The organism is Limnohabitans sp., assembly GCF_040401135.1.
Lineage (GTDB): Bacteria > Pseudomonadota > Gammaproteobacteria > Burkholderiales > Burkholderiaceae_C > Limnohabitans.
This window is the reverse complement of the sequence record NZ_JBBAOV010000028.1, coordinates 16156-29059: the sequence shown is the minus strand read 5'-3', so window position 1 is coordinate 29059 and position 12904 is coordinate 16156. Positions and strand designations below refer to the sequence as shown.

Annotated in this window: 11 protein-coding genes; 2 read left to right on the top strand and 9 right to left on the bottom strand. The window is 56.2% G+C overall.

Annotated features, from left to right (window positions below):
- Both ABWP81_RS08765 and ABWP81_RS08760 read left to right on the top strand, forming a co-directional pair.
- On the top strand, positions 1–624 hold a 624-nt coding region (locus ABWP81_RS08765), incomplete at its 5' end, for a hydroxypyruvate isomerase family protein (RefSeq protein ID WP_353141141.1).
- A 21-nt stretch (positions 625–645) separates the two neighbouring features.
- Positions 646–1677 (top strand): alpha/beta fold hydrolase, encoded by a 1032-nt coding sequence (locus ABWP81_RS08760; RefSeq protein ID WP_353141139.1) that lies wholly within the window; start codon positions 646–648, stop codon positions 1675–1677.
- Positions 1678–1702: 25 nt separating this feature from the next.
- Here the strand turns inward: ABWP81_RS08760 and ABWP81_RS08755 are convergent, their stop codons facing one another.
- Genes ABWP81_RS08755 through ABWP81_RS08715 form a run of 9 tightly spaced genes read right to left on the bottom strand, consistent with a single transcriptional unit; the run spans position 1703 to position 12889 of the window.
- Positions 1703–2272: a hemerythrin domain-containing protein gene (locus ABWP81_RS08755; RefSeq protein ID WP_353141137.1), complete on the bottom strand. Its 570-nt coding sequence runs from the start codon at positions 2270–2272 to the stop codon at positions 1703–1705.
- Positions 2273–2274: 2 nt separating this feature from the next.
- Positions 2275–2874: a nitroreductase family protein gene (locus tag ABWP81_RS08750; protein ID WP_353141135.1), complete on the bottom strand. Its 600-nt coding sequence runs from the start codon at positions 2872–2874 to the stop codon at positions 2275–2277.
- Positions 2867–3553 carry a carbonic anhydrase gene (locus ABWP81_RS08745; protein WP_353141133.1) on the bottom strand — a complete coding sequence of 229 codons (687 nt, stop codon included), beginning with the start codon at positions 3551–3553 and terminating at the stop codon, positions 2867–2869. Before ABWP81_RS08745 ends, ABWP81_RS08750 begins: the two co-directional genes overlap by 8 nt.
- Positions 3550–4419 carry a peptidylprolyl isomerase gene (locus ABWP81_RS08740; protein WP_353141131.1) on the bottom strand — a complete coding sequence of 290 codons (870 nt, stop codon included), beginning with the start codon at positions 4417–4419 and terminating at the stop codon, positions 3550–3552. Before ABWP81_RS08740 ends, ABWP81_RS08745 begins: the two co-directional genes overlap by 4 nt.
- A 32-nt stretch (positions 4420–4451) precedes the next feature.
- The gene (gene narI, locus ABWP81_RS08735; protein ID WP_353141129.1) at positions 4452–5171 is read right to left on the bottom strand and encodes a respiratory nitrate reductase subunit gamma; all 720 of its coding nucleotides are present in this window, start codon (positions 5169–5171) and stop codon (positions 4452–4454) included.
- Positions 5168–5848, bottom strand: coding sequence for a nitrate reductase molybdenum cofactor assembly chaperone (gene narJ / locus ABWP81_RS08730; protein ID WP_353141127.1), 681 nt, complete (start codon positions 5846–5848; stop codon positions 5168–5170). Before narJ ends, narI begins: the two co-directional genes overlap by 4 nt.
- A 12-nt stretch (positions 5849–5860) precedes the next feature.
- Positions 5861–7393, bottom strand: a complete 1533-nt coding sequence (gene narH / locus ABWP81_RS08725; RefSeq protein WP_353141125.1) for a nitrate reductase subunit beta — start codon at positions 7391–7393, stop codon at positions 5861–5863.
- 11 nt (positions 7394–7404) lie between these two features.
- Positions 7405–11199 (bottom strand): nitrate reductase subunit alpha, encoded by a 3795-nt coding sequence (locus ABWP81_RS08720; RefSeq protein ID WP_353141123.1) that lies wholly within the window; start codon positions 11197–11199, stop codon positions 7405–7407.
- Between the two features lie 49 nt (positions 11200–11248).
- On the bottom strand, positions 11249–12889 hold the full coding sequence (locus ABWP81_RS08715) for an MFS transporter (protein ID WP_353141121.1): 1641 nt from the start codon (positions 12887–12889) through the stop codon (positions 11249–11251).
- Positions 12890–12904 lie beyond the last annotated feature (15 nt).

The following is a 12904-nucleotide window of genomic DNA, read 5'->3' as shown; positions in this document are numbered from 1 at the left end:
GCACCGCCTGGCGACTGGGATGCAGGCGAGCGTGGCTTGGCCTGCCTGCCTGGATCTGAAAGCGAGTTTCAAACAGGCTTTCACACAGCTCTGACCTATGCGGACGCCTTGAACTGCCCACGCATCCACGTCATGGCCGGCTTGAAGCCCCTGGGTGCAGACTTGGCGTTGGTCGAGCAAACCTATATGCAGAACATCGCATGGGCGGCAGCTGAAGCACAAAAGTCGGGCCGCGATGTGTTGATTGAGCCCATTAACACGCGCGACATGCCTGGCTTCTTCTTGAATTACCAGAGCCAAGCGCACCAGCTCATTGAGCACATCGGCGCCCCAAATGTAAAAGTGCAGATGGACCTCTACCACTGCCAAATCATGGAAGGCGACTTGGCCACCAAGATTCGTCAATACCTACCCACAGGCCGTGTCGGCCACTTTCAAATTGCGGGCGTCCCCATGCGCCACGAGCCCGACTTAGGCGAACTCAACCATCCCTACCTCTTTGAGTTGATTGACGAAGTGTCGGCCGCTTGCGGTTGGGAAGGTTGGATAGGTTGCGAATATCGGCCTGCTCGAGGGCCTGTCACCAACGGCACGCACGACGGTTTAGCTTGGCTTTTTAAATAATTTTTAACACTATTCTTCGGCATGTTTTTCTATTCACAAAGCCCCGCTGACTTAGCTCAAAGCTTTCCGAACCAAAAATCAGACGTGTGGGTTGCGAAAGAGTTTCGATTTCATGACGGAGAAGTTTTACCTGCCTTGAACATCGGCTACACCACCTTAGGCAACCCCAAGGGTGAGGTGATTGTGATTCTTCATGGCACCACAGGCAGTGGTCTTGGCATGCTCAACCACGCCTTTGGTGCAGAGTTGTTTGGCACAGGCCAAGCTTTGGATGCTGAGAAATACTTCATTGTTTTGCCCGACTCGATCGGCACTGGTAAATCCAGTAAACCGTCAGATGGTTTGAAAGCGAAGTTTCCAAAATACAACTACGACGACATGGTGTCCGCACAATATCGCTTGCTGACCGAAGGTTTGCGCATCAAACATGTCCGCATGGTGCTGGGCAACTCTATGGGCGGCATGCAAACTTGGGTTTGGGGCATTCAGCATCCTCACTTTATGGACACCTTGGTACCCATGGCCTCTATGCCCTTCGCAATGTCGGGCCGCAACTGGATGATGCGCCGCCTGATCATTGACAGCATTCGCAACGACCCCGAATGGATGAATGGTGACTACACCCAGCAACCACCCAGCCTTCAATTTGCATCCGTGTTCTATGCGCTCGGCACCAACGGTGGCAACCAAGGTCTTCAGCGACTCGCCCCTACACGAGAAAAAGCGGATGCACTCATCAACCAACGACTGAGCGCCGCATTGACAGGCGATGCAAATGACGCCCTCTATCAGTGGGACGCGTCCAGAGACTTCGACCCGCTTGCTCAACTCGAAGAAATAAAAGCTACCTTACTCGCCATCAATTCGGCAGATGACGAACGTAACCCACCCGAACTCAAGGTCATGAACAAGGCCTTGGCACGAATTCCAAACGCCCGCTTATTTCTTATCCCTGCCAGTGATGAAACATCAGGACACGGCACCACAGGCCATGCCAAATGGTGGAAGAACGAAGTAGCAGCCTTGTTACAAACCGCCCCACGTTTGCCATAAGGCAGCCGCGCAGATATGGGCATGGCTAATCAGCCTGTCCTCGCCTGCGCATCATTTCATGCGACATGGCATCCAATTGATCGCTGTTAGACGCTCGCTTTGCCGCCGGATAAATAGCCAACTCTTCTTGGTTGATGTGTTCGTTGTAGGCCGCAGCAAAGGCGTCGAGCGCCCCGTTCTCGACATCACTGAAAGCGACCCAAGTGTTGGCATTGGCATTCACCACTGACGCCAGTAATTGCTTCACGACTTCCCAGCTCTTTTCCATTTCGATATGGTCTTGCTTGAGTCGAAGCACCAAGGCATCTAGCGTAGTGTCATGCATGGCTAGGACGACCGGGAACACATGCATCTCCTCGTCCAAGTGGTGATGCGGCGCCGCAATATCAAAATAACGAATGACATCAGTGGCCGCCTTAGAGGCATGGATGTCCCAGCCGTGTTCTGACAAATGGTGTCGGAGTTTGACGAGCAAAGCCAACATGCGTTCCACACGCTCATGGCAAGCGCTGAGCATCTCAAACGGGGCTTCAAAACCAACGCTGGGGGATCGATGCCCAGGTAGACCACCCCCCACCGCAGCTGAATGAACCATGGTCAATCTCCCCAAACTTGAACGAATTGATGAGCCTCAGGCCGTGGCTTGAAAGGCTTACGCGAGCTCACGGTTCCGACATTTAAAAAACAAACCGCATGCTCGGAGCGCTTCAGCTGCAAACCCGATCGGAACGATGGAGCTTTGAGCGCCTTGCCACTCGTCAGGCCCGTGCCGTAGCCCATGGCGTTGGCCAGCAGCATGAAGTTTTGCACCGCGCACCCGGCACTTAACACACGCTCATGCATGTCAATCTCTGGGTCGCCTTTGGCCGCATCCACGATCAACACCATCAGCAACGGCGAGCGTCGCGCCTTGTCGCGGGCTTGTTCAAGTTGTTCATCGGTCGCGCTTGGATCGCGCTCACTGAGCGCTTGCGCGAACAGCTCACCCAAATCTTCTCTTTTGTGCGCAGGGATGACCAAGAATCGCCAAGGATTGATGAGGTCGTGGTCGGGTGCCGTCGACGCGGCCAAAAACAATTTTTCTATTTCTACAGCAGTCGGCCCTGGCTCGATCAGCCGTTTTGGCAAGATGGTTTGTCGCGTGGCCATCACTTGGCTCACCATGAGCAGCTGATTCTCTTTCTCGACATCACTCATTCAAATGCTCCACATGTGGCGTAAATGGGCCCGTTCCACTGTGAGTCGAACGCGATGCGGGCACAAAGTCGCCGCGCTGTACGTCGAACACATGGACCTCACCCTCTTCAATCACATAGTGCCAACCGTGCAGCTTCAAGCGCCCTGCCTCGACCTCGCGCCTGACCATCGGATAGTCCATCAGCCGCTCCAGCTGCAACACCACCGACCGTTGCTCCGTGCGCAAGAGCGCTTCAGGGCAAGGTTGCACAGGTAACAAGGCTTCATCCACCAAGCGCAACCAGTTTTGCAATGCTTTGGCTTCTTCGGGGGCCCCCTCGTAGGCGGTGCGGATAGCGCCGCAGTGGCTGTGGCCGCACACAATGATGCTTTTCACGTGCAGCATGAGGACGGCAAACTCAATCCCTGCCATGGTGCCGTGCAGACCATGCGAGCCGTCAAAGGGCGGGACCAATGCGCCGACATTGCGCACGATGAACAATTCACCAGGCCCTGCCCCTGTCAGCAGATAGGGCACCAACCGGGAATCAGAGCATCCGATGAACAAAGTTTTGGGATGCTGTCCTTGCGCCACCAAGTCCTGAAACCGTTGTTGGTGCAACGGAAAATAGTCCGCGTGAAAACGCTGTAAGCGATGCAGCAGCTCATCCGAAGACTCAGGCGGCGCGGGTGGGATCATTGCACCAAGGATGAGGCGTCCCCATCCAGCTCAATCCCTGTGACATGCGCCAAGCCCACCAAGCGGCGCATGTATTGCCCCAGCGCGGTGGCGCGGGACTGCCATTGCAAACGGGATGCAATTTGGGCCTTCAAGGTTTCAAAGTCTGGCAGATGCCCTGGGTTCACATCGAGCACATCGACAAGATGGAAACCAAACCGTGTGTGCACCAAGCGGGGGCGCAAACCGGTCCCTTGGCTGGACTCTTGCAGGTAGAACAGTTCTTTGGCGAACTCAGGCGCACAGTCGTTAGGGGACAGCCAACCGAGTGCGCCGCCTTGCGCGCCCGTCGGGCAATTTGACAACTCCCCAGCCAACTGGGCAAAGCGCTCAGGGGCCACGTCTTTGTGTGACAACTCAAGCAAGGCAGCTTCTGCGCGTTGCGCCAACGCTTGCACATTCACACCGGGTGTAACGGCAAACAAAATGTGGCGTACCAAGCGCTCCTGACCCACGGTGAACTGGGCCTGGTGTGCCTCGTAATACCGTTTGGCTTCTTCTTGTGTGGGTTGCGGCGAGACGACTTCGGTCTCCAGCATACGGTCCACGATGTCTTGCTGTTCAGCCAACAACGTCGGCGCCATCAAGCCCGTGTGCGGTGGCAAATGCCCGAGCCTGACCGCCTCTTGACGCAACAATTCGGAATAGGCCCGCTCACACAGGGTCTCGTGATCCACGCTTTCGCCGGACGCTTGCAAAGCAATGCCATTGATGCTGGCGATCGCGATTGCGATCTCGGCAGCATCAACGCTCTGACAACCGCAAGAGCCACTGCCGCAGCCCTCTGACGTGTTGCTCTGGTTCTCATGGGAGGTATGAATCGTCATGATGGGGTCCTGAATGTGTGGGGTGCGAAATTTCAACGACGGCTGAGTGGCACGCGGGGCGTCATGCCCATACGACGGCTGCGCACCAACTGGTACGGACGCACCACATAGGCTAAGGTACCAAAGCCACTCCAGACGTGCACCAGGCGCGTGAACGGGAAGATGAAGAAGATGCTCATGCCCAAGAACATGTGCGCCTTGAAGATCCAACTGGCTTCAGACAACAACGCCACCGCACCACCTCGGAAGGTGACGATGCGTTGCGCCCATTCAGCGAGCTTGAGCATCATGCCGCCATCCAGATGCTGTGCAGACAGCGGGATCGTGGCCAAGCCCAAAGCGAACTGAACCCACAGCAACACCAACAACACAATATCGCTCGGCTTGCTGTTCACACGGATGCGCACATCAAATAATCGGCGGTGCAACAGCACCGTTACCCCGATGAAACCCATCACGCCAAACACACCGCCAGAGACCATGGCCAACAGTTGCTTGTCGCCAGCCGTCACGAAGTGTTCATACATGAAGTGGGGCGTGAGCATGCCCACGCTGTGTCCGCCTAACAAAAACAACACGCCGACATGGAACAAGTTGCTACCCCAACGCAACTGACCGCCGCGCAGGAGTTGAGAAGAGTCACTCTTCCAGGTGTACTGATCGCGGTCGAAACGGATCAGACTTCCGAGCAAAAACACACTCAGTGCAATGTACGGGTAGAGGCCAAAAATGAAATGGTCAAAGTAGCTCATACTGAAACTCCCGGCGTGTGGCTGGCGGCCTTTTTCACGAAATGAATGGGTTGGACATCAGCCGGGCGGGCCTGGCCACGCGTGCTACAGCCATCAAAGGCTTCGGGCTCGCTCCAGCTGTCGTCGAGTGACTCTTCCGCGGCTATCGCAACGGCTTGGGCTTTGTGACCTGCCAGCTCGAGCACGGCAGCCACCACCACGGCGTAGGGGCTTTCGCGTTTGAGCAAGGCACTGAAGATGGCGTTCAAGATGTGCGCCATTTCACCCAAGAATGCTTTGGCCACCTCAGGCGTTTGGGTTGAAGCGAACTCCAACACCACGCACAAATGGTCAGGCAACTCTTCAGGGGCAAGGAACAAGCCTGATTGCTCATACGTTTTGGTGAGATCGATCATGGCCGGACCACGGTCGCGAGAGTCGCCGTGCACATGTTCAAACAAGTGCAGACAAGTCGCACGGCCACGGTCGAAGGTCTCGACGTAGCGCGCCTCGGCATCCAATGTGTCGAGACGCAACAGGTGCGTGACCAAGGCTTGCAGCTCGGTGCGACGCGCCAAGCCAAGCGCGCCCTCTTCTTCGAGCACTGGCAACAGCAGGGGGAGTTGCTGACGCAGCTCAGCGTCCGGATACGACAGCAACTGCGACAACACGCGTAGGGAATAACGAATGGGTTTCATAGGAGCCTCGATTTAGACGACAGGTTGAATCGGAATCGTGCGGCGTTTGTCACCGCCAAACAAACTGGCATCGGACTGCCCATCAGAGCAACCATTGCCAAACGAGAAGCCGCAGCCACCACGCACATCAAAGGCGTTTTCTGCATATTCACGGTGCGAGCTGGGGATCACAAAGCGATCTTCGTAATTCGCGATGGCCATGATTTGGTACATCTCTTCGACTTGAGCGACGGTCAAACCGGTTTGCTCCAACACGGCATAGTTCTCGACACCATCCACATGTTTGCCGCGCTGGTAGGCGCGCATGGCCAACATGCGTTCGAGGGCACGGGTGACGGGGGCAATGTCGCCAGCTGTCAGCAAATTTGCCAAGTACTGGACGGGGATGCGCATTTGCGACACATCAGGCAACTCGCCGTTCATGCCGACATGGCCGGCATTGGCAGCCGCCGTGATGGGTGACAACGGTGGCACGTACCACACCATCGGGAGCGTCCGATATTCGGGGTGCAGTGGCAACGCGACTTTCCAATCAATCGCCATTTTGTAGACCGGGCTGTTGCGCGCACCTTCGAGCCAAGACTCGGGGATGCCGTCTAAGCGTGCTTGCGCAATCACCTTGGGATCATGCGGGTTGAGGAAGATGTCGAGCTGGGCTTGGTACAAGTCCTTTTCGTTCTCCGTGCTCGCGGCTTCAGCGATGCGGTCTGCGTCATACAGCACCACACCGAGGTAGCGGATACGACCCACGCAAGTCTCTGAACACACCGTGGGTTGACCCGCTTCGATGCGTGGAAAGCAGAAGATGCACTTCTCTGCTTTGCCACTTTGCCAGTTGTAATAAATCTTTTTGTAAGGGCAGCCGCTCACGCACATGCGCCAACCGCGACACTTGTCTTGGTCGATCAACACGATGCCATCGTCTTCCCGCTTGTAAATCGAGCCTGACGGGCACGAGGCCACACAGGTCGGGTTCAAACAGTGTTCGCACAGGCGTGGCAAATACATCATGAAGGTGTTTTCAAACTGGCCGACCATCTCTTTTTGGACTTGGTCGAAGTTGGCGAGGTTGGCGTCTTTGCTCCGCTTGCTGAACTCGCCGCCCAAAATCTCTTCCCAGTTAGGGCCCCACTCGATCTTCTGCATGCGTTGACCCGTGATCAAGCTGCGTGGGCGTGCCGTGGGGGTGGCCCTGGACTCGGGTGCACTTTGCAGGTGCTCGTAGTCATAAGTGAATGGTTCGTAGTAGTCGTCGATCTGAGGCATGTTGGGATTCGCAAAAATGCGCATCAACAGCTTCCACTTGCCACCCTGCTTGGGTTCGATCGAACCATCGGCCTTACGGGTCCAGCCCCCATGCCATTTGTCTTGGTTTTCCCACTCTTTGGGGTAGCCAATGCCGGGCTTGGTCTCGACGTTGTTGAACCAAGCGTATTCCACACCGGGACGGCTGGTCCACACGTTTTTACACGTGACCGAACAGGTGTGGCAACCGATGCATTTGTCCAGGTTCAGGACCATGGCAATTTGTGCGCGTATTTTCATAGGTATCTCCTTCAAGCCTGAACCGTTGCAGGCGCTTCGTCATCTAACCAATCGACCTTGTGCATCTTGCGCACCACGACAAATTCGTCGCGGTTGGTGCCAATGGTTCCGTAGTAGTTGAAGCCGTAACTGAACTGGGCGTAGCCACCAATCATGTGGGTGGGCTTGGTCACGATGCGCGTCACTGAGTTGTGAATACCGCCTCGAATTCCGGTGATTTCCGAGCCCGGGGTGTTAATCGTTTTCTCCTGAGCGTGGTACATCATCACCATGCCTCGATTGACACGTTGACTCACCACAGCACGGGCTGCAATCGCACCGTTGCTGTTGAACAATTCCACCCAGTCGTTGTCGACGATGCCTGCGCTCTTCGCATCATCTTCACTCAGCCAAATCACAGGACCACCGCGGTTCAGCGTCAGCATGTGCAGGTTGTCGCTGTAGGTGCTGTGGATGCCCCACTTCTGGTGCGGTGTGATGAAGTTGAGTGAAATTTCCTTGTTGCCGTTGGGGCGGCGATTGAGCATCTCGTCCACGGTTTTCAAGTCCACCGGTGGACGGTAGGTGGTCATGCCTTCACCAAAGGCCAACATCCATGGATGGTCCAGATAGAACTGTTGACGACCCGTCAGCGTGCGCCATGGGATGTATTCGTGCACGTTGGTATAACCCGCGTTGTACGACACTTTTTCGCTCTCAAGTCCCGACCAAGTCGGCGAGCTGATGATCTTGCGTGGCTGCGCTTGGATGTCTCGGAAACGAATTTTTTCGTCCTCGCGGTGCAAGGCCAAATGCGTGTGGTCACGCCCTGTGATCTTGCCCAAGGCCTCCCAAGCCTTCACGGCGACATGACCATTGGTCTCAGGCGCGAGTTGCAACACCACCTCACAGGCGTCGATGTCGGTTTCGATCTTTGGCATACCTTGTGTCACGCCAGCAGCGCGAACCTTGCCATTGAGTTCACCCAGCTGCTGCACTTCGTCGTTCGTGTTCCAACCAATGCCCTTGCCACCGTTGCCAAGCTTCTCCAGCAGTGGCCCCAGTGCGGTGAAGCGCTTGTAGGTGTTGGGGTAGTCGCGTTCGACGACGTTGATCTGTGGCGCTGTCACGCCGGGGATCAGATCGCAATCGCCCTTGCTCCACTCTTGCACATCAAACGCTTGCGCCAATTCGGCAGGCGTGTCGTGCATGAGGGGGGTGAGCAGCAGCTCTTTTTCGACACCCAAATGACCGACGCACACGTCGCTGAATGATTTGGCAAAGCCTTTGTAGATCTCCCAATCGCTCTTGCTTTGCCACGCTGGATCCACCGCGGTCGACAAGGGGTGGATGAAGGGGTGCATGTCGCTGGTGTTGAGGTCGTTCTTCTCGTACCACGTGGCGGTGGGCAACACGATGTCTGAGTACAAACAGGTGGTGCTCATGCGAAAGTCCAACGTGACCAGCAAGTCGAGTTTGCCTTCAGGCGCTTGGTCGTGCCAAGTCACTTCGGTGGGTTTGGCCTCTTCAGCGCCCAAGTCTTTGCCCTGTACACCGTGTGAGGTACCGAGCAGATGCTTGAGGAAATACTCATGGCCTTTGCCAGACGAACCCAAAATATTGGAGCGCCAAACAAACATGTTGCGCGGCCAGTTCAAGGGGTGATCTGGGTCTTCGCAGCTCATCTTGAGACTTCCGTCTTTGAGCGATTTGACGGCGTACGCTTTGGGGTCCATGCCTTGGGCTTGGGCATCCTTGACCACCTGCATCGGGTTGGTTTGCAGTTGCGGTGCACTGGGCAACCAGCCCATGCGTTCAGCACGCACGTTGTAGTCGATCATGCTGCCGCCGAACTTGGTCTTGTCTGCCAAGGGCGACAAAATCTCCTCCACCCCAAGTCGTTCATAACGCCACTGGTCGGTGTGCGCGTAGAAGAAGCTGGTGCTGTTCATCTGGCGGGGTGGACGCACCCAATCCAAGGCGAACGCCAAGGCGGTCCAGCCGGTTTGTGGGCGCAATTTTTCCTGACCCACGTAGTGCGCCCAACCGCCACCACTTTGACCGATACAGCCGCACATCATCAGCATGTTGATGATGCCGCGGTAGTTCATGTCGCTGTGGTACCAATGGTTCATGGCTGCGCCGATGATGACCATGGATTTGCCGCGTGTCTTTTCCGCGTTGTCGGCAAACTGGCGTGCGACAGCGATCACTTGATCGCGTTTCACGCCCGTTATTTTTTCCTGCCATGCAGGTGTGTAAGGGGTGTCGTCGTCGTAGCTAGCAGCTGCATCTTCGCCAGGCAGACCACGACCGACGCCGTAGTTGGCAGCCGTTAAGTCGAACACCGTGGCGACCAAGGCATAGCGCTCTTCACCGGCCTTGCCCAGTTTGATGCGACGCACGGGCACCTTGCGCACCAGCACATCGTCTACCGCGCTGGCTTGTTTGTTGGCGCTGAAGTTGGGGGTATCGATGCCGCCGAAATACGGGAAAGCGACCTCGCCCACTTCGTAGTTCGTGCCCTCACCTTCCATCAAGCTCAGTTTGAGCTTGACTTCATTGCCACCGCGCGCCTCTTTGTCCTCGAGGTTCCATTTACCTGCATCACTGCGGCCTTCGGCGCCCCAGCGGAAACCGATGGAGCCGTTCGGCAAAACCACACGGTCGGCCTGATCGAGTGCGACCGTTTTCCACTCGGGGTTGTTGTCTTGTCCGAGTTTGCCGTTGAAATCACTGGCCCGCAAATAGCGGCCTGGCACCGTGACCTTGCGACCATCTGGCAGCGTGCGCTCTTCGAGTTGCACCAGGTTGGGCATGTCGGTGTAGCGACGCACGTAGTCGTCAAAATAAGCACTGCGCTTGTCAAAGTAGAACTCTTTGAGAATCACGTGGCCCATCGCCATGGCGATGGCAGCGTCGGTACCTTGCTTGGGATGCATCCACAGATCGGCCAATTTGCTGATCTCGGCATAGTCGGGAGTGATGGCGACGGTCTTGGCACCTTTGTAGCGCACCTCGGTGAAGAAGTGCGCATCGGGCGTGCGCGTTTGCGGCACGTTGGAGCCCCACGCAATGATGAAGGTGGAGTTGTACCAATCTGCCGATTCAGGCACGTCGGTTTGCTCGCCCCAAACTTGGGGGCTGGAGGGAGGCAAATCGCAATACCAATCGTAAAAGCTCATGCTGACGCCACCGATCAACGACAGGTAACGGCTACCTGCGGCATAGCTGATCATGGACATCGCTGGGATCGGTGAAAAACCGATGATGCGGTCCGCGCCATATTGCTTGATGGTGTAGACGTTGGCGCTGGCGATGATCTGGTTCACCTCTTCCCACGTGCTGCGCACAAAGCCGCCCAAGCCACGCTGTTCTTGCCATTCAAGGCGTGCGCCGGGGTTTTCAACAATGCTGGTCCACGCATCCACCGGGCTCTTGGCTACAGCCAAAGCGGCACGCCAATGCTTGAGCAAGCGGGCACGGATCATGGGGTACTTGACGCGGTTAGCGCTGTACAAATACCAAGAATACGATGCGCCTCGGGCGCAACCGCGAGGCTCGTGGTTGGGTAGGTCTGGGCGTGTGCGTGGGTAATCGGTTTGTTGGGTTTCCCAAGTGACGATGCCGCCCTTGACATAAATCTTCCACGAACACGAACCGGTGCAGTTGACGCCGTGGGTGCTACGCACAATTTTGTCGTGCGCCCAACGGTCACGGTAGGCGTCCTCCCATGTGCGGTCTTCGCCCGTGGTCACGCCGTGGCCACCAGAAAAAGCTTCCTTGGGGTTTGAAAAATAATTCAATCGATCTAGAAAATGACTCATAGGTTTCTCCAATGCATCGGGGTCATGAGCGACCCCTTTTCAAACAGCTTCAAGGGTTACGAATTTCGGCACCTGCACGCAGGTAGAACCACCAATTCAGGACCAGGCACAGCGCATAAAAAATAGCAAAGCCGTACATCGCGACTTCAGGCGTGCCCGCTTTGATCTGCTGACCAATCACCACCGGCGCGATGAAGGCGCCATAGGCAGCGATGGCCGATGTCCAGCCCAGCACAGGGCCGGCTTGTTGGCGGTCAAAAATTACAGCGATGGTGCGAAACGTCGAGCCGTTACCAATGCCACTGGCCGTGAACAGCAACACGAACAACAATATAAAGGTCAAAAAGTACTGCTCAGGCGATGCCGACTGGTAGGCCAACCACATCACATAGCCCACGCTGGCAGAGGCCACCACCATCACGGCCGAGATGATCTGCGTGACGATGGAGCCACCCGTTTTGTCTGACAACCAGCCACCAATAGGTCTGACCAAGGCGCCTACAAAAGGGCCAATCCAGGCATACGTCAGCGCAGAGGGTGCGTTGGGGTTTTTCAGGGTGTGCTGCAGCACGCCGCTGGCATCAGGCACATGGCTGATGCCGAAGATCACCGTGATGGAAAGAGGCAATGCCATCGAGAACCCAATGAAACTACCAAAGGTCACGATGTAGAGCACCGTCATAGACCACGTGTGCTTGTTCTTGAAAATAGCAAACTGTGCCGCGATGTTGTCCTTCATCGTGCCAAAGGCCGTGAGCTTCATCACCATCAACGTGCTCACGATGATTAGCGGCATCACCAGCCACATGTTGAGGATGCCCAAACCACTAGGGGCAGGCAGGTACAAATACAGACCGACACCAGCGGGGACAAACGACAAGGTGTAGAGCCAGATGATTTTTAAGAAGGCAGGAATGGTGCCGCCGATGTTGGGCGACACCGTGGTCAGGTTGTTCATGCCGAAATAGCAAGCCACCGACAACGGAACCAATGTCAAGACCCAAGCAAACCCTGCGTTTTGCACCCAAGTCGGCGTGCCAGCCACAATCTTGCCCAAGATCCAACCACTGTCTTTCACCAAGGTCATGGGCTCACCACCCAAGCCGCCGAACAAGCTCACCGTCATGACCAGCGGAATCACGATCTGCATGGTGGTCACGCCAAAGTTGCCCAAGCCCGCATTCAATCCCAGTGCCGTGCCCTGCAAACGCTTGGGGAAAAAGGTGCCAATGTTGGACATGGAGCTGGCAAAGTTGCCACCACCGACGCCAGACCAAAGTGCCATGAGCTGGAAGACCCACAACGGCCACTGAGGGTGCTGCAAGGCCATGCCCGTTCCCAACGCAGGCGCCAACAACATGGCGGTGGTCAAGAAAATCGTATTGCGCCCACCCGACAGACGGATCACGAACGACGCTGGAATGCGCATGGTGGCACCCGCCAAACCTGCAATCGCCGTGAGGCTGAAGAGCTCAGCCTGCGTGAAAGGAAAACCCAGGTTGAGCATCTGCACCGTGATGATGCCCCACATGCCCCAGATGGCGAATCCGCACAAGAGCGCAGGCACCGAAATCCAGAGATTGCGGTAAGCGATGCGCTTGCCGGTGCTCTCCCAAAACGTCTCGTCTTCGGGACGCCAATCGCTGATATCTGCGCCCTGAACGGCGTTGATGTTTTGTTTTGTGTTCATGTCAATCCTTGATAA